Source organism: Zobellia alginiliquefaciens, from assembly GCF_029323795.1.
Taxonomy (GTDB): Bacteria; Bacteroidota; Bacteroidia; order Flavobacteriales; family Flavobacteriaceae; genus Zobellia; species Zobellia alginiliquefaciens.
Map to the genome: position 1 here is coordinate 643,831 of NZ_CP119758.1, position 19,664 is coordinate 663,494.

At 38.0% G+C, this 19,664-nt stretch carries 16 protein-coding genes; 10 read left to right on the forward strand and 6 right to left on the reverse strand.

Annotation, left to right across the window (positions count from 1 at the left end; translation table 11 throughout):
- Positions 1-54: 54 nt before the first annotated feature.
- The 4 genes from P0077_RS02645 (at position 55) to uvrB (ending at position 6,797) form a co-directional block, all read left to right on the forward strand.
- Positions 55-957 carry an ABC transporter ATP-binding protein gene (locus P0077_RS02645; protein ID WP_276167619.1) on the forward strand — a complete coding sequence of 301 codons (903 nt, stop codon included), beginning with the start codon at positions 55-57 and terminating at the stop codon, positions 955-957.
- 5 nt (positions 958-962) lie between these two features.
- Positions 963-1,796, forward strand: a complete 834-nt coding sequence (locus P0077_RS02650; RefSeq protein WP_276167620.1) for an ABC transporter permease — start codon at positions 963-965, stop codon at positions 1,794-1,796.
- Between the two features lie 115 nt (positions 1,797-1,911).
- Complete coding sequence (locus tag P0077_RS02655) at positions 1,912-4,749, forward strand: BspA family leucine-rich repeat surface protein (RefSeq protein WP_276167621.1); 2,838 nt, start codon at positions 1,912-1,914, stop codon at positions 4,747-4,749.
- A 59-nt stretch (positions 4,750-4,808) separates the two neighbouring features.
- Entirely contained in the window at positions 4,809-6,797 is a 1,989-nt protein-coding gene (gene uvrB / locus P0077_RS02660; protein ID WP_276167622.1) for an excinuclease ABC subunit UvrB, read from the forward strand.
- 434 nt (positions 6,798-7,231) lie between these two features.
- On the opposite strand, the gene P0077_RS02665 is transcribed toward uvrB, so the two are convergent.
- Complete coding sequence (locus P0077_RS02665; protein WP_276167623.1) at positions 7,232-7,657, reverse strand: Hsp20/alpha crystallin family protein; 426 nt, start codon at positions 7,655-7,657, stop codon at positions 7,232-7,234.
- 256 nt (positions 7,658-7,913) lie between these two features.
- Here P0077_RS02665 and P0077_RS02670 point away from each other — a divergent pair, with 256 nt between their 5' ends.
- Entirely contained in the window at positions 7,914-8,285 is a 372-nt protein-coding gene (locus P0077_RS02670; RefSeq protein WP_276167624.1) for a DUF1456 family protein, read from the forward strand.
- A 46-nt stretch (positions 8,286-8,331) separates the two neighbouring features.
- On the opposite strand, the gene P0077_RS02675 is transcribed toward P0077_RS02670, so the two are convergent.
- Positions 8,332-8,667: a hypothetical protein gene (locus P0077_RS02675; RefSeq protein WP_276167625.1), complete on the reverse strand. Its 336-nt coding sequence runs from the start codon at positions 8,665-8,667 to the stop codon at positions 8,332-8,334.
- Between the two features lie 103 nt (positions 8,668-8,770).
- The gene (locus P0077_RS02680; protein WP_276167626.1) at positions 8,771-9,232 is read right to left on the reverse strand and encodes an Lrp/AsnC family transcriptional regulator; all 462 of its coding nucleotides are present in this window, start codon (positions 9,230-9,232) and stop codon (positions 8,771-8,773) included.
- Positions 9,233-9,787: 555 nt separating this feature from the next.
- On the opposite strand from P0077_RS02680, the gene P0077_RS02685 reads away from it, so the two are divergent.
- From P0077_RS02685 to ald, 5 genes are all read left to right on the forward strand, one after another.
- Positions 9,788-12,733 carry a TonB-dependent receptor gene (locus P0077_RS02685; RefSeq protein ID WP_276167627.1) on the forward strand — a complete coding sequence of 982 codons (2,946 nt, stop codon included), beginning with the start codon at positions 9,788-9,790 and terminating at the stop codon, positions 12,731-12,733.
- A gap of 35 nt (positions 12,734-12,768) precedes the next feature.
- The gene (locus tag P0077_RS02690) at positions 12,769-13,269 is read left to right on the forward strand and encodes a hypothetical protein (protein WP_276167628.1); all 501 of its coding nucleotides are present in this window, start codon (positions 12,769-12,771) and stop codon (positions 13,267-13,269) included.
- A 29-nt stretch (positions 13,270-13,298) separates the two neighbouring features.
- Positions 13,299-14,489 carry a pyridoxal phosphate-dependent aminotransferase gene (locus P0077_RS02695; protein WP_276167629.1) on the forward strand — a complete coding sequence of 397 codons (1,191 nt, stop codon included), beginning with the start codon at positions 13,299-13,301 and terminating at the stop codon, positions 14,487-14,489.
- Positions 14,490-14,621: 132 nt separating this feature from the next.
- Positions 14,622-15,773: an AEC family transporter gene (locus P0077_RS02700; protein WP_276167630.1), complete on the forward strand. Its 1,152-nt coding sequence runs from the start codon at positions 14,622-14,624 to the stop codon at positions 15,771-15,773.
- Positions 15,774-15,811: 38 nt separating this feature from the next.
- Entirely contained in the window at positions 15,812-16,891 is a 1,080-nt protein-coding gene (gene ald / locus P0077_RS02705; protein WP_276167631.1) for an alanine dehydrogenase, read from the forward strand.
- A 74-nt stretch (positions 16,892-16,965) separates the two neighbouring features.
- Here ald and P0077_RS02710 read toward each other — a convergent pair whose 3' ends face one another.
- The 3 genes from P0077_RS02710 to P0077_RS02720 all read right to left on the reverse strand — a co-directional run bounded on the left by P0077_RS02710 (position 16,966) and on the right by P0077_RS02720 (position 19,624).
- Positions 16,966-17,310 (reverse strand): hypothetical protein, encoded by a 345-nt coding sequence (locus P0077_RS02710; RefSeq protein ID WP_276167632.1) that lies wholly within the window; start codon positions 17,308-17,310, stop codon positions 16,966-16,968.
- Between the two features lie 294 nt (positions 17,311-17,604).
- On the reverse strand, positions 17,605-18,798 hold the full coding sequence (gene sucC, locus P0077_RS02715) for an ADP-forming succinate--CoA ligase subunit beta (RefSeq protein ID WP_276167633.1): 1,194 nt from the start codon (positions 18,796-18,798) through the stop codon (positions 17,605-17,607).
- A gap of 187 nt (positions 18,799-18,985) precedes the next feature.
- On the reverse strand, positions 18,986-19,624 hold the full coding sequence (locus P0077_RS02720; RefSeq protein WP_276167634.1) for an LON peptidase substrate-binding domain-containing protein: 639 nt from the start codon (positions 19,622-19,624) through the stop codon (positions 18,986-18,988).
- Positions 19,625-19,664: the final 40 nt, after the last annotated feature.

The following is a 19,664-nucleotide window of genomic DNA, read 5'->3' on the forward strand; positions in this document are numbered from 1 at the left end:
AAAAGGGCTACTCTCTCGTCAAGTATTATGTAACCCATCAAAAAAACACTTGACGTGAGTACTATTCTAACCGTTAATCATCTCACCAAAAAATTTGGTTACCTAACTGCCGTAAAAGACCTTTCGTTCACTATTGAAAAAGGTAATGTCTATGGTATTTTGGGACCAAACGGAAGTGGTAAATCCACTACTCTAGGTATTGTTCTGAATGTTGTGAACGCCACACAAGGCACTTTTGAATGGTTTGACGGTTCTGCAACAACGCATCAAGCTTTAAAAAGAGTAGGTGCTATTATTGAAAGGCCTAATTTCTATCCATACATGACGGCAGTTCAAAATCTGAAATTGGTTTGCAAAATTAAGGAGGTCAGTCAAAATAAAATAGAAGAGAAATTAGAACTCGTTGGTTTGTTAGACCGGAAAGGGAGTAAATTCAGAACCTATTCCCTGGGCATGAAACAACGCCTTGCTATTGCTTCTGCCCTACTCAACGATCCGGAAATTTTAATTTTAGACGAACCCACAAACGGACTAGACCCACAGGGTATTCACCAAATACGAGAAATCATTAAAAAAATCGCTTCTCAAGGAACTACGATCTTACTGGCATCTCACCTACTTGATGAAGTTGAAAAAGTATGCAGCCATGTTATCATTCTAAGAAAAGGCGAAAAACTTTATTCCGGGCGTGTTGATGGTCTATTAGCGAGTCATGGTTTTTTTGAATTGAAAGCCGATAACCAAGAAAATTTAAAAAGGTTGCTAGAAAAACATGCAAGCTTTGGCGAAATAAAGCTTGAAAATGGGTGTATTACCGCATTTTTGAAAGAAGAAATGAATGCAGCAGAACTCAACAAAAGCCTATTTGACCAAGGCATTTTACTATCACATCTTGTAAAACGCAAAGAAAGTCTTGAGGAGCAATTCTTAACCTTGACCAAAAACCAATCGAACTAAAAGTTATGATACGATTACTACAAATAGAATTCATAAAACTTTGGAACAACCGTGCGAGTAAGGTTTTGATTGTTTCCTATTTTTTACTCCTAAGTTCCATTGCGTTAATAGCTGCCATTAAGTTTGATATTGGCCGTATAAAGTTTCACTTGGCGGAGCAAGGAATTTTCAACTTCCCCTATATATGGCATTTTAACTCTTTTATCACTGCATTTTTTAAGTTATTCTTAGCGATAGTCATTGTATCGATGATGGCTAATGAATACAGCAACAAGACTATTAAACAGAATTTAATTGATGGACTTTCTAAAAAGGAATTTATTCTATCAAAGTTTTTAACGGTCATAACCTTTGCCCTTATTTCAACTGTTTTTGTTTTTCTGGTTTCGCTCGTTTTAGGGCTCGTTTATTCAGATTTTACAGAAATCAGTATCGTTTTTTCCGGATTGAAGTTCCTTTTAGCCTTTTTTATCAAACTAGTCGGTTTTTTCTCCTTCTGCTTATTTCTGGGGATTTTAGTTAAACGCTCGGCATTTGCCCTTGGTTTTCTTATCCTCTGGCAGGTTTTTGAAGCATTTTTCCGGGGTATTATAAGATGGCGTTTTTTTGATGGCGAAACCACGGATATCATCATGGGTTTCTTTCCGCTGAATGCCATGTGGAATCTCATCAAAGAACCCTTTACACGCTTAAGCGCCGTACAGACTGCGGTAAACCAAATGGGTGAAAAAATTGTCCTGAATTATCATGTTCACGGATACGAAATGTTAATCGTTCTGGCTTGGACCGCCCTTTTCATTTATGGGTCTTATGCCCTTTTGAAAAAGAGAGACCTCTAAACTCACAAGAACCTTTTTTCCATAGTACTCTTTAAAGATAAAATTTACCACTCATAGAATTTATACAATAACAACTATTTAGGCAGCTATATTAGCTCTCAAACGTTAGAGCTATATGATATTTTCCCGTTTTCACCTGTTTTTTATAGGTGTTCTTCTCGTATTTCTTAAAGTAAATGCAAAAGAGGGTCACCCCCAGTCTTTACCTGCTGACAGGCCTTTTATCACTACTTGGAAAACAGATAACCCCGGTACTTCAGCCAATAATCAAATTACGATCCCTTCAAGTAAATACCTTCCATCAAATTACGAGGTAGACTGGGGAGACGGAACTTTTGATACTGGAGTGAGTGGTTCTTCAACACACACTTATGCCCAACCAGGGGAATATGTAGTAAAAATAACCGGGTTGTTTACCAATATTTCTTTTGGAGGTATAGGAGACAAAGAAAAAATTCTTTCTGTTGATCAATGGGGAGATATTAAATGGCAAACCATGATCTCTGCTTTTGATGGGTGTTCTAACTTAGATGTGTTAGCTACTGATATTCCTAATTTCTCCGGTGTATCAACCGTTAATAATATGTTTACCAATTGCTCCTCTCTTATAGGGAATAGTTCATTTAATAATTGGAAAATGGATACCATTACAAACATGCAAAATATGTTTTCAGGAGCATCACTATTTAACCAACCTATTGACCGATGGGATGTAAGCAATGTTAAAGATATGGTTGGCACATTTAGTTCGGCAACTCAATTTAACCAACCTATAGGAAATTGGGACGTGAGAAATGTTACATCCATGTTTACTATGTTTTTTGCTGCCGAAACTTTTAATCAAGATATTGGTGACTGGGATGTGAGCAAGGTCGTTTCCATGGATAGTATGTTTGATTTGGCTATTTCATTTGACCAAGATCTGGGTAAATGGAATCCCGTTAACCTAAGCAAAGCTCCCTTAATGTTCAGTAGAGCCGGTCTTTCAACAAAGAACTATGATGCTCTCCTAAAGGGGTGGGCTACTAAAAATCTTAAAACCGATGTTAAATTTCATGCCGGAAATAGTACATACTGCTCGAGTTCCGACATGAGAAAAATTTTAATCGATGTTTTAAATTGGGAAGTTGAAGACGCAGGTCTAGAGTGCACTTCCCAAAAGCCTTTTATTACCACCTGGAAAACGGACAATCCGGGTACATCAGCAGATAATCAAATAACCATTCCTACATTTTTAGGAGAAATCTATAATTATACAGTTGTTTGGGGCGATGGCACGACCGACAAAAATATTACTGGTGATATAACGCATACGTATGCCACGATAGGAACATATGAAGTCTCTATCTCAGGTGATTTCCCGCAGATATATTTTGACAATTATAGTGATAGAGAGAAGATGCTCTTTGTAAATCAATGGGGGGATATTGAATGGAAATCTTTCGTACATGCTTTTGACCGATGTTTGAACTTAGATGTTATTGCCAGGGATACCCCTGATTTATCGGAGGTTACATCCTTAGCGAGTATGTTCCGAGGCTGTGAATCTTTAATTGGTACTCCAGAATTCAATAAATGGAATCTTTCAACCATTACGTCTATTTTAGGATTGTTCGAGAATTGTAATAAATTCAATCAACCATTGGCCAATTGGGATGTTAGCAAGGTCCAAGATTTCGAAGTAGCATTTCGGGGTGCATCCACTTTCAACCAACCACTTAATAATTGGGATGTTGGCAATGTTGTAGACTTAACCGGCACATTTTGGGGTGCTGTTTCTTTTAATCAACCCTTAGATAAATGGAACGTTTCAAATGTTGAAGAATTATGGGCTACGTTTTTAGGGGCAACTTCCTTTAATCAAGATATTGGAAGTTGGGCTACGGGCAAGGTAGTAATAACATCGGAAATGTTCAGAGAAGCTATTTCCTTTGACCAAGACATTAGCGCCTGGGATATCTCCAATCTAAGAGATGCATCCTGGATGTTTAAAGATGCGGGGCTATCAACCACCAACTATGACAACTTACTAATCGGTTGGAGTGCACAGGATGTCCAAACCCAACTTTATCCTTTCGGAGCGGGCTACAGTACATACTGTACCGGAGAAGAAGCTAGAAATAACTTAATAGAGAACCATGGTTGGAAAATCAATGATGCCGGGTTTGCAGGAATCACAATAGACGAATTGGAAGGGCAAGAACATATGGATAGCTACACGCTACCTGAAATAACTGGTGAGAATTTAACCGGAAATGAAATGTACTATACAGGCCCAACCGGTACCGGGCAGTCTTTTCTTCCCGGAGCCACACTTTACACAGATGATTTTACAGATTATCCTATAACACTTTACATGTATGATTTTAGTGGGGATAGCACATCAGGTTGTACTGATGAAAAAAGTTTTGAACTTATCTTAAACACTATTTGTAAAAATCCTGTTGCAGATAGTTTAGAGGACGTACTGAGCTGTACGAGTTACACATTACCAGAATTAAGTGAAAACAATTTCTACTATACGAAAGCCAACGCAAACGGAGAAAGGTTTGAAGGAGGTGATATTATCTACAGCGGTAAAACCCTGTACATTCATACGGGCTGGGGTGACTGCTATGGCGAGAATAGTTTTAAGATTACCATAAACAGAAGTTTATGCGATATTGAGATTAAAACTGTTGACCCATGCATGGTGGAGTTTCCGCAATTTATTACGCCTAATGGAGATGGGCTTTTTGATTTATTTAAAGCTACAAAAAATCCATGCGGTCAGTTAGGGCTCTTAAGTATTCTTGACAGACACGGTAGAATTATTTTTAAGACAAATAATTTATATTCAGGTTGGGATGGAACTGACAACTCAAGAAATCTACCTGAAACCGATTATTGGTACTTGTTTCAAAACTTAGATTCCGGGAAGACATTTACAGGTCATTTTACCATACTCCGATAGTAACCTATAATATTTTAATCGAACTCCTATAAATCATACTTCTTTTGTAATTTTAAAGGATGAAATTTAAAGTAGTCTCAGAGTTCGAACCCACTGGTGACCAGCCTAGTGCCATTAAGCAACTTGTTGAAGGTATTGAAAGTCAAGAACGGTATCAAACCTTATTGGGTGTTACCGGTTCAGGAAAAACGTTTACCGTTGCTAATGTAATAGAACAGGTACAGCGCCCTACCCTAGTACTTGCACACAACAAAACGTTGGCCGCACAGTTGTATTCGGAGTTCAAACAGTTTTTTCCGGAAAATGCTGTAGAATATTTTGTGTCATACTATGATTATTACCAACCGGAAGCATTTATACCATCATCCGGGCTTTACATAGAAAAGGACCTTTCTATTAATGAAGATATTGAAAAGCTCCGTTTAAGTGCTACTTCATCTTTACTTTCAGGGCGTCGCGACGTGTTAGTTGTGGCATCGGTTTCGTGTTTGTATGGTATTGGAAACCCCGTAGAGTTCCAGAAAAATGTCATCACAATTAAAAAGGACCAAGTAATTGCACGTACCAAATTCCTTCATCAATTGGTGCAAAGTCTGTACTCTAGAACTACGGCCGATTTTAGAAACGGCAACTTTAGAGTAAAAGGTGATGTCGTGGATGTATTTCCCAGTTATGCGGACCACGCTTTCCGAATTCACTTTTTCGGCGATGAAATTGAAGAAATTGAAGCTTTTGACCCTTTCAACAATAACGTAATAGAGATATACGATACTTTGAATATCTACCCGGCCAACATGTTCGTTACTTCTCCTGATGTACTGCAAGGTGCAATTCATCAAATACAGGAAGATATGGTGGCTCAGGTTAATTATTTCAAGGAGATAGGAAAACCTCTGGAAGCAAAGCGACTGGAAGAACGCACAAGCTTTGATTTAGAGATGATTCGTGAACTTGGCTATTGTTCAGGAATTGAGAACTATTCGCGCTATTTGGATGGCAGACAACCCGGTACTAGGCCGTTCTGCCTTTTAGATTATTTCCCTGATGATTATTTGATGGTAATTGATGAAAGTCACGTAACCATACCACAAGTCCATGCCATGTACGGTGGTGACCGCTCTCGTAAAGTGAATTTGGTAGATTATGGTTTCCGTCTTCCTGCCGCAATGGATAATAGACCACTGAAGTTTGAAGAGTTTGAAGCTCTACAAAACCAAGCCTTATATGTGAGTGCCACACCTGCAGATTATGAGTTACAGTTAAGCCAAGGGGTTTATGTTGAACAGGTAATTAGACCTACCGGCCTGTTGGATCCAATTATTGAGGTTCGACCAAGTCAAAACCAGATTGATGACCTCGTAGAAGAAATCCAGGTTAGAGTGGAAAAAGATGAACGCACACTGGTTACCACCTTGACCAAACGAATGGCAGAAGAGCTGGCAAAATATCTCACACGAATAAATGTACGTTGCCGTTATATTCATAGTGATGTGGACACTTTGGAAAGAGTAGAAATCATGCAGGATTTGAGAAAAGGTATTTTTGATGTGCTGATTGGTGTAAACTTACTTCGTGAAGGATTGGATTTACCAGAAGTTTCTTTAGTTGCTATTTTAGATGCGGACAAAGAAGGCTTTCTACGAAGCAATAGATCGCTTACACAAACCGTTGGTAGAGCAGCAAGAAATTTAAATGGACGAGCAATTATGTATGCCGATAAAATAACGGAAAGCATGCAAACCACCATTGACCAAACCAACTATAGAAGAGAAAAGCAAATAGCATATAACACGGAACATGGTCTTGTTCCAAAAGCGTTAAATAAAAGTCTGGACAGTGTTCTTTCAAAAAATTCGGTTTCAACATATCACTTTGAAAAAGAGGAGATGCGAGCTGCAGAACCAGACCTTGATTATATGACCAAAGACCAGATTGAAAAAATGGTCAGAGAAAAAAGAAAGGCAATGGAAAAAGCGGCAAAAGAACTTGACTTTATGCAAGCCGCAAAACTACGTGATGAAATAAAAATGCTCCAGGAAAAAGCCTAATTCGGTACATTTTTCTCCAAAAAGCCAAAAAACCGACCTTATTAAACAAAGGATATACTTAATTACATTCAAAATACTGAATTACAAACCTATAACCTATATTTTTAGACGCGTCTAAATTATATTTATTTCACGTTTTACATTAAATCAAGACTTTCACGTTCTTCATTTCCTGTTAGGAAGATAAACAAAAAGTAACAAAAGTCGCTGTATTTTCACCTCTTTCTGTTCTTCAAAAAATCATAAAAAACAGACAAAAAAAATCACTTCGCCCATACAAAAACCTACCCATAATATTATTTTTAATCAAAAAAAGCACCCTAGGAATAAACCTAAGGTGCCTCTTCAACTAACCAACCAAACTTAAATCTACCCGACTAAGAATCGGGATTATGAAACGTTTTGCCTTTACAGCAAAACAACCAATCTAACTTTTACTTTAATTCAATAAGACGCTTTGGCTTTGGCAAAGCTTCTTCTTTTTTTGGCAACTCAACCTTTAGGACTCCATCAACATAATCGGCTTTTATTGCATCTGCATCAATTGTTTCCGGAAGAGTAAAAGCTCTTTTAAAAGATGAAAATCTAAATTCACGACGGGTATAATTCTCTTCTTTCACTTCCTCTTCATTCTTCAATTCAGATGAAATTGTCAATAGATCATTATCCACTTCAATATTAAAATCCTCTTTCTTTCTACCCGGCACAATCAGTTCTAGGTCAAAGCGGTTTTCACTATCCTTAATGTTCACTGCAGGAGTGCTAGTGGCAACATTCTCCATTCCACCAAACCAGTCAGGTTTAAAAATTTCGTTCATTAATGAAGGAAAAACCAAATTATTTCTTTTAACTATACTCATGACTTATATATTTTATGTTAGACTTTTTATTTGACTCGAATAAGACAAATTATATACCAACTCTTGAAAACTGACTTTATGACACTTTTGATGTGTTCGATAATGTCAAAATGGCATTTTGTTTCAGCGACTACCGTTAAACTGTCCGTATTATATAGAAAGTAGACAAGACTACGCTATTTATCGGTTCACTAATATCGTACACGAACATGGTTCTCTCTGTTATTTGTAATACCTTGTCACAAAATTTACAATTATGACCAATAATGATGTTTTCAAAAAGCTTAGAGTCGCTTTGATGTTGAGAGATGATGATATTGTAGACATTTTAAAACTAGTAGATTTTAATATTAGTAAGAGTGAATTGGGTGCTTTTTTCAGAAAGGAAGACCACCCCAACTATAGAGAATGTGGTGATCAAGTTCTCCGTAACTTTTTAAACGGATTAGTTATACATTTAAGAGGCACAAAAGAAAACCCCACTACTCCAGGTGAAGTGCTTTCAAAAAAAGTGGTTAAAAAAGCAAAAGCCGTCCACTCTAAAAGACCGGATTTTAAGACTCAGCAGCAGAAGAGAGTCAATAATGATATTACCAACGTAAAATATAAGAACAAAAAAAAATCCTGAGCTCGATGATGAGTCGCACCCAGGATTAAAAATTTTCATAAAAGAGTTATCCGTCAATACGAACTGGCAAAGTATAAGATCTTCCCTCTTTATACTCATTAACACTTACCTTTTGATTGTGAAGACTTTCTTTCACAAAGGCCTCAACAACCTCATTGGCCGCATCTACGGATAGAACTACAATCTCACGATTTTCATTTAACGTCAAACATGCAAAGGCAGTTTGGTCAACTTCATTACTTGTCAAGCTATTGTAACTTAATAAATCGTAAATCTGTACTGATAATTTCTTTGCGGACTTTTTGTTCTCTCCTTCGTTAGCAGAGACGGTACTCACAGACAGCAGCATTGCAGCTACCAAGAATAAACTAATTTTTCTCATAATTGTCGTTTTAAATGATTTGATGAACTACCTTAAAGACGACGCATAAATTGAATTGTTACTGGAAAAACTAGACTTTAACAGATAGTTATGATTTAGTTTATCAGCTGTCAAAATTAATGTGCCTACTCATATTCTCTTCCACGGAAATAAAGGATTCAATACCTCTTATACCCTCTATAGTAAGTATAGCTTCTTGATATAGGTTTCTATAGTGCAAACTATCTTTTGCATGGACCTTAATGAAAATATCATATTTACCAGTACTGTGATGAATTTTAACTACCTCCTGAATTTTTGCTAACTCCTCTATTACCACCTTGTATAAAAAACTTTCTCTCAGATAGATACCTAAAAAAACGGTCATCTTATACCCCATTTTACTATAGTCTAAACTAAGGGTAGCCCCTTTAATAACCCCCATGTTTTTCATCTTTCGCGTTCGCATGTGTACTGTTCCTGGGGATATGCCTGCCCGCTTGGCTACTTCGGTATAGGGCATTTGTGCATCATCTGATAATAAAGTCAATATTTTGTGGTCTACTGAATCAAGTTTATCTCTCATTTGTAGTATTTTTCTCGGTTATTTTTTCCCCCTCATTTTTCCTTCAATCCTTGATAATCAGGTTTGTTAACATAAAAAATCTTCCATTTAATTTACCATTTAAAGGATTTTAGTAAAAATAGTTTAATGATTTCAAAAAATCAGTTATAATTCACTAATTAAACCCGTTTTTTTATGGATATAATTAAAAATTGCCTAGTCCAAATTTTCAATACCATAAAAATGGTTTTTTAACGCAATATTTACATATCGTTAGATTTTTAAAATTAAAAAATCTGAAAATTGTCATATCGTTCAATTTTTCCTTCAAAAATACCAATTCGTTAGATTTTATTGTCATAACTAACTAAAACACAGTGTTTTCAGGGTTTGCCGAATTTTTTTAAACCAAAAAGTCACCCTAATATTGTGGTGTCGTTAGGTCGTAAACAGTGACCATCGACACGTTAAGTATCCGGAACTTTTCTTTTATCACATTTGACCACCGTCCCCCGATTGGATAAGGTGTGGTTGGGCAAATGAACAATGTTTAGTATCAACCAAAACCTTGTACTTATGAAGAAAGCTCTAATACTATCACTCTTATTTTTAAACTGTATGATATCATACGGACAAGAGACGACTATTACCGGTACGGTAGTAGATGAAGAAGGAGTCGTGCTACCAGGCACAGACATTATTATTAAAGGCACAACAAAAGGAACACTTACTGATTTTGATGGAAATTATTCGATAGACGCTCCGGCAGATGCTATCCTTATATTCTCATCCTTAGGATACGGAACTAAAGAAGTTCCGGTAGGCGGCCAAGCAACCGTAAACGTAACCTTGGCCATGGCAGCAGAACAACTGCTGGAAACTATTGTAATTGGCTCCAGGGGACAACCTAGAACCAAACTGAACACTCCGGTTCCGGTAGATGTTATAAATATTAAAGAAGAAGCTATTAATATGCCTCAACAAGATCTTTCCCAAATGTTGGCTGCGTCGGCACCATCATTCACCGCATATACTAGTGGTGGTGGAGACCTATCATCATTTGTTAGCCCACCAAGCCTTAGGGGTCTGGCACCTAACCAAATGTTGGTTTTGGTAAACGGAAAGAGAAGACATACCTCGGCCATATTAGCCGCATCGCAAACCGGTACACCTTCTAATGCGGTGGACATGAAATTTATACCTTCCATTGGTATTGACCGTATTGAAATACTTCGTGACGGTGCCTCGGCACAATATGGCTCAGATGCCATTGCAGGGGTAATCAATGTAGTTACCAAAAAGGGAACCGGTGAATTTACTGGAACCCTTACTGTGGGTGGCTATCCTAACAAGTCTCCCGATTTTAGTGATTCGGACTTAACCGATGGCGAGAAAGCTTTAAACAGGTCTTCCGGTGATTGGGATGGTTTTAATTTTCAATTTGACGGTAATTACGGAATCGGATTCGAAAATGGTGGTTACTTTAATGTATCTGCATTAATAAGCCAATCCGAACGAACCATACGCCCTACTGTTCTTGAGATAGATAGAGCTCCGCTTTACAGCGATACCTATTTGAACAACCAAACCACAGATGTAAACGGAAGACCCGTAATAACCAACCCAGAACTAGTTGCCGCACAAGCAAGCGGAAACACCGCAGCAATGAGCACGTTAACAACAGTAGAAGGGCTCATGGCAGCAAGAGATATTGAACAAGTAGATGTAGCAACGTATTCAGGACTCCCGGCCAAGACACTCATGGGCTTTGGCTTTAATCTTGAAAATCCGTTGAGTGAAACTACGGATTTTTATGCTTTTGGGGATTTCGGTTACCAGTATTCAGATGCTTATAGCTGTTTCTACAGAAGAGCTGCACAAGCGGACAGAACTAGTTTTGACCTATACCCTAACGGATTTAGACCTCAAATTTATACGGATCAATACAATCTTTCTTTGTCCACGGGACTTACCGGAGAGCTTGGTGATTTTGATTTTGACCTGAGCAATACCTTCGGTTATAATTCCGCTAAATACGGCATGTTCAATACCTGGAATGCAAGTATCGGAACCAGTTCACCAACAGAAATGTATTTAGGTACGCACAGTTTTGCCCAAAACACATTAAATCTGGATTTCACAAACTATTATGATGATATCCTATCTGGACTTAACGTAGCTTTTGGTGGTGAATTAAGAGTTGAAAACTATGCTATTGTTGCTGGCCAAGAAGAAAGTTGGACAGCAGGAACAGCAGGTGTAGTTACCGCAACAGAAGACAATCAAGCATTAGTTGGTCCTGACGGTTTTCCTTTAGAGGACTTAAACGGAACTCCTATTGTTGACGATTCCGGAAACCCTGTTGTATTACCATACGCAGGAGTTAGCCAGGAATTGGTTAAAAATTATGCATTAAACTGCCAGTGTTTCCGAGGTTTTGCGCCTGAAAACGAAAGTAACTCTTACCGTTCGGTAATGGCCGCTTATATAGATATGGAATTGGATGTTACCGAAGCTTTCTTAGTTTCCGGAGCACTTCGCTTAGAAAACTACTCAGATTTTGGTAACGTATTGACCGGTAAGGTAGCCGCACGTTATTCTATTGGCGATAATTTTGCATTGAGAGGTTCTTTCAGCAGTGGCTTTAGAGCTCCATCATTACAAGAATTGAACTACTCGCACAGTTATACTTTTTTCGTTGGTCTAGAGCCATTTGACGGTACGTTATACCCTAATAGCAGTTCTGCTGCAAGAGCATTGGGCATAGGTCAATTACAAGAAGAGCGTTCTAGAAACTACAGCTTAGGTTTCACAACCAAAATAGGAAAAGTGAACCTAACTGTTGATGCCTATAAAATTGACATATTCGATAGAATCTTTGAAACTGGTGAATTTGATGCAGGCCAAGCTCCTGTGCTTTCTCCAATCATCGGTAGCGGTTTAGCTAGTTTTAGAATCAACGGTGGCGACATTAGTACTAAAGGTATTGAAGCCGTACTGAACTATAATAAGAATATTGGTGCAGGCAAGTTAGGAGTGACCCTTTCGGGAACATTTAGAGAGAATAAATTTGAAAATGTAAATATCCCTGACCTAAACACCAATCTTACGGATGAAGAATTGGCTGACAACTACGTAAACAGAGGTCTTATCGGACAGTTTGAAACCGGTACACCAAGTAGTAAGATCATAGGAACATTAAATTACTCTATTGGTAAATTCTCAGCTATGCTAAGAGGTACAAGATTTGGTTCGGTTCAAACTAGAGATAGCAGAGAACGTACTTTACTAGATGGCAGCACAGGTTATGCCGATCAATATTTCACGCCTGAGTTCACTACGGACATGGGTGTCACTTACAACTTTTCAGACAAAATCAGTTTCACCATAGGAGGTAACAACATATTTAATGAATACCCAGAAATAGTAAGGTATGAATTAAGGACCTTCAACTTGTATTCTAACTATCAGCAAGGATCATCGGGATCTTACTACTTCGGTAGGTTAACCTTTACACTATAGAAAAGAATATCCGGTAAAACTTAAAAAAGATAATTATGATAAAGTATATAAAAAACATTTTAGTAGTAATGGTGGTCGCCACAGGTCTCATCTCTTGTGAACAAGAAAGACTGGACCCCGTTCTTACAACAGCTGAAGGAGGAGGCACACTTAGCCAGTACATGGCATACACCGTAGCAGCTACTGACCCCGCAGGATCAAATGTAAATGGAAGAATTGTTTTCTGGAAAGATAACCTTGACCGCACTTTAGTACAGATTGCACTATACAATACTATAGAAGGACTATCGCATCCCGCTTTGATTATGGATGGAATGGTAGGCACCGGAACCACTACAATGATTGCACTAGACGATGTTTCCGGAGATAGCGGTGAATTTACGACGAATAAATTCTTCATTATTTCCGACACCAGTTTTTATGATTCTATCCCTGAGATGGATTCCCACATAAACATCTACCTAAGCGACTCTGATGATACCATTGTTGCTTCGGGAGATTTAGGCGCAAATGCCGAACCAGTAGAAATGAATTAGACTTTTTTAACTTAAATACAGACAGCATTATGAACACTTTAGACAGAAGAGCTTGGTTGAAACGAGGAATGATAACTGCCGCAGGCGCAATGGTTATTCCACATGTAACGTTTGGTAAATCCACTTACGTAAACGGATTTCCTACGAACGCTGAAGGACAGACACTTTACAGTCCATTTTTTAAGGAGTACAACTCTGAAGTATTTCCGGATACGGTAAAGTTATTGGCTAAATTAAATGCCAACGAAAACCCTTATGGCCCATCTCCTAAGGCAATTGAAGCTTTTAAGGAGTCTGCACATTTAGGGAACAGATATGCTTGGAAAGAGCTTTTTGACTTGATGGAAAAAATAGCGGCAGAAGAAAAAGTAACCGCCAAGAATATTATGACCGGTCCGGGTTCATCGGATTTATTGGAAAAAACTGCAATGGTATTATTTGCCGATGGAGGAAACATTGTATCTGCAGACCCATCATACATGTCGCTCATAAAAGTAGCTCAGGCTACAGGTGCCACTTGGAAACCTGTTCCGTTAAAAGATGATTGGTCCCATGACCTTGCCGGAATGGAAGCCGCAATAGATTCTGATACCAAATTGGTTTACATCTGTAACCCGAACAATCCAACAGGTAGTATGACGGACCATGCAGAACTTCTTGATTTCTGTTCGCGTGTATCGGAAAAGGTTCCTGTATTTATAGATGAAGCATATTTAGGCTTTTTAGATGATGCAGCGGAAAAAAGTATGGTATCATTAATCAATGAAGGTAAGGATGTAATCATAGCTCGTACTTTTTCTAAAATACACGGTATGGCCGGTTTACGCCTAGGCTATATTGTTGCTCAAGAAACTACCCTAGGTAAAATTCAAAAAATAACACGTGGCGGTATGGGTATCTCCTACCCTAGCATATTTGCGGCATCTACTAGTATGGACGATATTGAGTTTCAGAACAAATCTAGAAAACTGAATGCAGAATGCAGGGAGTATGTTTATAGTGTATTGGACAAAATGGGCTACGAGTATGTTCCTTCTTCTACCAGCTTTATCCTTTTCCCAATTGAAATGGAAGGAAAAGTATTCTTAGAAAAAATGACTGCGGAAGGTGTTGGTGTACGTGCTTTTGACATCATGGATAAAAACTGGTGTCGTGTGAGTATGGGTACTATGGAAGAAATGAAAGTTTTTGGTACAGCTCTACAGAAAGTCCTCGCTTAAGTACTATGTAATATCCCTGAGAGTCGATGTTTTTTATCGTCAACTGCCTTGATATTCCTAGATATTGGCTCTCATTGGGTTATTCATTCCTTTTTACCTACTCACATCCATAACTCTTAAACTGAACACCTTATGAATTTTGCCCTTCAAAACACGTTAGAACTTTTACTCATTATTGGTTTAGGGCTGTTACTGCAAAAAAAAGTAGCAAAACAAGACCTTAAAGGCGTCAAGGTAATTATACTAAGCGTTGCCTTACCGGCCGTAATTTTCGTCGCCCTTTTAAAAATAAAATTAGATAGTTCCTTATTGATTTTCCCCCTACTGGCCTTGGCATTTAATCTTGTTATGCTATTGGCTTCAAAATACCTATTGAACTCATCGGTACCAAAAGAGGAAAGTTCAAAAAGAAGAACTATCATGATGCTAATGCCTTCGTTGGCTCCAGGACTTTCCTGCTTTCCGTTCATTGCCATTTACTTAGGTGATGACTCCGTAGCACTGGCCGCCCTAGCAGATGTTGGGAACAAAATTTTTGTTCTGATACTGCTTTATATGGTTGCTATGCACTGGTATCAAAAAAGAGCTTTAAAAGATTTACAAACCTCAACCTCTAACAAATTAAAGGGTTTAGGTTTAGCCTTAATAAAAGAGCCTATTAATATGGTTATCATCGTAGGTCTTTTATTATTGTCTTTCGGGTTTAACATAGAATCATTGCCTGGTTTTTTACAAAATACTGCATTGAGCATAAAAGTTATAATGACACCTCTTATACTATTGTTTATTGGTATGGCAGTACGTATTAAATCTGGTGAGTTTGGCCTTATCCTCTCTCTCTTAACACGTAGAGCAGGAATTACATTCTGCCTTTCCGCTATTTTTATTTTACTATTCCCAGGCTTAGCCGCACCATTAGTTTTGCTCATAATAGTATTCCCGCAAAGCTCATGTAGTTTCTGGCCTTTTGCCCATATGAGTGCAATTAGCTCCATGGAAGAAGAAGATAAGCAGGATAAACCAACCTTTGACATCAATTTTGCCGTTAATATTTTGGCATTATCATTACCGTTTTCTACCATGCTCGCCATAGGAATATTCACCTTTAGCGATTTCTTTATCAACCCTGCAATTTTACTATTAATAGGTTTTGGTATGATAACGGTTTCTTTTATTCCTTATCTAATTGAAAAAGTAAAGAAAAGCAAAGAAACGGACCTATCCGGCCAATTTAATACATACGCGGGTATCGATAATCATTCACAACCTTCAGAAGACAACTAATTTTAGAAAATACTTATTAAATTTATCTAAAAAAAATTATGACAATTGGTATCCCAAAGGAGGTGAAAAATAACGAGAGCCGCGTAGGTATGACACCTGGTGGTGTTTTTGAATTAACTAAAAAAGGTCATATTGTTTATGTTCAGTCCAGTGCCGGAGATGGAAGCGGTTTTTTTGACAATGACTACAAAAAAGCAGGAGCACTTATTTTAGACACTATAGGCCAAGTTTATGGCATTAGTGAAATGATCGTAAAGGTCAAAGAACCTATGCCCGAGGAGTACGATTTAGTACAGCCAGATCAAATAGTTTTCACCTACTTTCATTTTGCCTCTAGTGAGCCATTGACCAAAGCAATGATAGAAAGCAAATCTATCTGTATTGCTTATGAAACGGTCGAAGACACAGATGGCACCTTACCGTTACTTACTCCAATGTCCGAAGTGGCCGGGAGAATGGCAATTCAACAAGGAGCCAAATACTTAGAAAAACCAGCAAAAGGAAGAGGTGTTCTTTTAGGTGGAGTACCTGGTGTTGCGCCCGGCAAAGTATTGGTATTGGGTGGCGGTGTAGTTGGCGTTCAAGCGGCTAAAATGGCTGCAGGCCTTGGGGCTCAAGTTACCATATTAGACATTAACATGAAGCGACTTAGACATATAAATGATGTTATGCCTCCTCATGTAGTGACAGAGTTCTCCAATGAATTTAATATCCGAAAGCATATTCAAACGCATGACCTAATTATTGGCGGCGTTCTTTTAAAAGGAGCTAAAGCTCCAAATCTTATTACCAGGGATATGCTGAAAGAAATGAGACCAGGGACGGTTATAGTAGATGTTGCCGTAGACCAAGGCGGATGTGTAGAAACCACGAAGCCCACCACTCATGAAGACCCTATTTATATTATTGACGATGTTGTACATTATTCAGTTGCCAATATGCCCGGAGCTGTTCCGTATACATCTACCGTTGCACTTACCAATGTAACCCTACCTTATGTATTAAAACTAGCCAATTTAGGATGGGCAAATGCTACTGATGCAGACCCAGCGCTTAAGAAAGGGCTAAATATAATTAACGGAGAAGTGGTTTATGATGGTATTCTGGAAGCATTTTAAATACTAAACACCCATAAAAAAAAGCGGTCTCCTTACAAATAAGAGACCGCTTTTTCAATTATAAAATGAGCTTTTTATCGCTTTGCAACTTCAATTGGAATACGATATACAATTCCTTTTTCAAAAGTACCTTTTGATAATTTTTCAAAGTCAATCGCACTTTTCAAAAAATCTTTCAAAGCTTCGTTTTCTGTTTCTATTGAAAGAATTCTTAAGTAGTTTCCTTCATCAACAGCAACCCTAACTTCTGCTTTAGAGCCCCTAATATCATTAGGAATAACATTTGTTCCTAGCAACTCATAGATTTGCGAAGTAAGAACTTTTAATGCTTTTGGTTCGTGTAATTCTGGTGTACCGGCAAATGCGTAGCCTATGTTCAGCGCCATCATCACCATAAGGGCATAAACTGATTTTTTCATGATTTGTTGTTTTGTTTTGCTAATTCAGATAACTAATTCATGTTAAAGATATTACAATATACAGGTCTCATACTGGTTATTTACTAAAATTTAACACTAAAAAACAGTAATGTCATAAAATAGGCGCAAAAACTAACGATACCTCAGCTTTTACCTATACCTGAGCCATATACAAATCTGGCTATTGGAAAATAGCTTCCATCGAGAATAAAAAATAAGGATAAATTGAGAATAAAAAAGAGGGATAAACTGTGACGCTTACCCCTCTTTAAAATTTATTAAAAGCAGAAAATTCTAAGCCAGAACCTCTTTTACTTTATCCGCAGCTTCTTGAAACTGAACTGCAGAATGTACCGCTAAACCAGAGTTATCAATAATCTCTTTTGCAATCTCTGCATTGGTTCCTTGCAAACGCACAATAATAGGAACTTTAATAGCATCTCCCATATTTTTGTAAGCCTCTACAATACCATTTGCTACACGATCACAACGCACAATACCTCCAAAGATATTTACAAGAATTGCTTTAACACCCTCGTCTTTTAAAATAATACGAAACGCTTCTTCAACTCTTTTCGCATCTGCAGTACCACCAACATCCAAGAAGTTGGCAGGCTCACCACCGGCCATCTTGATTAAATCCATTGTAGCCATTGCAAGTCCGGCTCCGTTAACCATACAGCCAACGTTACCATCTAAGTCTACATAGTTTAATCCTAACGCACCCGCCTCAACTTCGATCGGGTTTTCCTCTCGTAAGTCGCGCATTTCTGCATACTGTTTTCTACGGTACAATGCATTATCATCAATAGACACCTTTGCATCTACTGCCATAATTTTATCATCTGATGTTTTCAATACAGGGTTGATTTCAAACATGCTAGAGTCACTCTCTACATACGCTTTATACAAAGAAGCAACGAATTTGGTCATTTCTTTAAAAGCAGTTCCGGAAAGCCCTAGGTTAAAAGCTATTTTTCTAGCTTGAAACGGTAAAAGACCTGTAGCAGGATCAATCTCTTCGGTAAAAATAAGATGTGGAGTGCTCTCGGCAACTTCCTCAATATCCATTCCACCTTCCGTAGAATACATAATCATATTTCTACCTGTTCCCCTATTTAATAGAACAGACATGTAAAACTCACTAGTTTCGCTATCGCCCGGGTAGTATACATCCTCGGCAACTAAAACTTGATGTACTTTTTTACCGGCTGCAGAAGTCTGAGGGGTAATTAGGTTCATTCCAATAATGTTCCCTGCGATCTCCTCTACTTCTTTTAGGTTTTTGGCCAATTTTACACCTCCACCTTTACCACGGCCACCTGCATGTACCTGGGCTTTTATAACGTGCCAACCTGTTCCGGTCTCTGCAGTTAGTTGTTTTGCAGCCTCAACGGCTTCCTTTGAATTATGGGCCACGATACCGCGCTGAATGCGCACACCGAAACTGGCCAAAATCTCTTTTCCTTGGTACTCGTGAAGATTCATATATTAAGGTATATTTAGATTCAGAAGCAAAAATAGCAAACGCAAAGGATTTAGACTAATGAAATATGGAGTTAGTTGCATGGATATACAATCTCTTTTTGAAAACCCTTAACTAAAACCAAGCTACAACAGCCAAATACTGCACTTGTATCCATTCAATAAAAAATTCCGTTTATAAAATTGATACTTATAGATTAAAATCCTCAAAATCCAATGGGTCAAAATTCTTAAAGTTACCGTTCATCTCTATGGTCTTTTTAGTTCGGTTCACTTCGCTCAGCATAGAAATAGTAGAGACCAAATGAGACTCCATGAACAACAAGCGATCACGCTCACTTGGCATTTGCAACAACTTGTATTCTTGATCAAATGAAAGTCCCATCTTATGTACTAGCACATAACTGTTGAATTTTTCTAAGGGTAATACAGTATAAGGCACCCCCATGAGCTCATAGAGTTCATGTATCTTATCCAGTACCCGCTTTTTCAAGGGTTTATCTGCATCCCTAACACTATATATAAATTGAATGTTACCGCCCGCATACAGTTTTCCGCCCATCTGATTTTCAAAACTTAGAATACGAAAAACTTGGCGTGCAACACAGGTAACATCCATACTACCATCATCGTAGGTGTTTACAATCTCTACCAATTGCACCTCTGTTCCAAAAGTCATACTATCATTTATATACACGGGAATCCCAAAGGTTACCGCTTCCTTTCTACAGTCTCTGATCAACTGCTTATAACGGTCTTCAAAAATATGCAGAGGTACGGTTTCACCCGGAAAAAATATGGATTGCAGAGGTAGTAGCGCCAGTTTCATAATATAAATTTGGTTTAAAAATACAACCGAATTGACGAAC

Bases quoted from the DNA above. Each gene is read 5' to 3' on its own strand.
- P0077_RS02710 (WP_276167632.1), bottom strand. From the start codon at position 17,310: ATGAAAAAATCAGTTTATGCCCTTATGGTGATGATGGCGCTGAACATA.
- P0077_RS02720 (WP_276167634.1), bottom strand. From the start codon at position 19,624: ATGAAACTGGCGCTACTACCTCTGCAATCCATATTTTTTCCGGGTGAA.
- P0077_RS02655 (WP_276167621.1), top strand. From the start codon at position 1,912: ATGATATTTTCCCGTTTTCACCTGTTTTTTATAGGTGTTCTTCTCGTA.
- P0077_RS02670 (WP_276167624.1), top strand. From the start codon at position 7,914: ATGACCAATAATGATGTTTTCAAAAAGCTTAGAGTCGCTTTGATGTTG.
- P0077_RS02675 (WP_276167625.1), bottom strand. From the start codon at position 8,667: ATGAGAAAAATTAGTTTATTCTTGGTAGCTGCAATGCTGCTGTCTGTG.
- P0077_RS02680 (WP_276167626.1), bottom strand. From the start codon at position 9,232: ATGAGAGATAAACTTGATTCAGTAGACCACAAAATATTGACTTTATTA.
- uvrB (WP_276167622.1), top strand. From the start codon at position 4,809: ATGAAATTTAAAGTAGTCTCAGAGTTCGAACCCACTGGTGACCAGCCT.
- P0077_RS02700 (WP_276167630.1), top strand. From the start codon at position 14,622: ATGAATTTTGCCCTTCAAAACACGTTAGAACTTTTACTCATTATTGGT.
- P0077_RS02695 (WP_276167629.1), top strand. From the start codon at position 13,299: ATGAACACTTTAGACAGAAGAGCTTGGTTGAAACGAGGAATGATAACT.
- P0077_RS02685 (WP_276167627.1), top strand. From the start codon at position 9,788: ATGAAGAAAGCTCTAATACTATCACTCTTATTTTTAAACTGTATGATA.
- P0077_RS02665 (WP_276167623.1), bottom strand. From the start codon at position 7,657: ATGAGTATAGTTAAAAGAAATAATTTGGTTTTTCCTTCATTAATGAAC.
- ald (WP_276167631.1), top strand. From the start codon at position 15,812: ATGACAATTGGTATCCCAAAGGAGGTGAAAAATAACGAGAGCCGCGTA.
- P0077_RS02690 (WP_276167628.1), top strand. From the start codon at position 12,769: ATGATAAAGTATATAAAAAACATTTTAGTAGTAATGGTGGTCGCCACA.
- P0077_RS02650 (WP_276167620.1), top strand. From the start codon at position 963: ATGATACGATTACTACAAATAGAATTCATAAAACTTTGGAACAACCGT.
- sucC (WP_276167633.1), bottom strand. From the start codon at position 18,798: ATGAATCTTCACGAGTACCAAGGAAAAGAGATTTTGGCCAGTTTCGGT.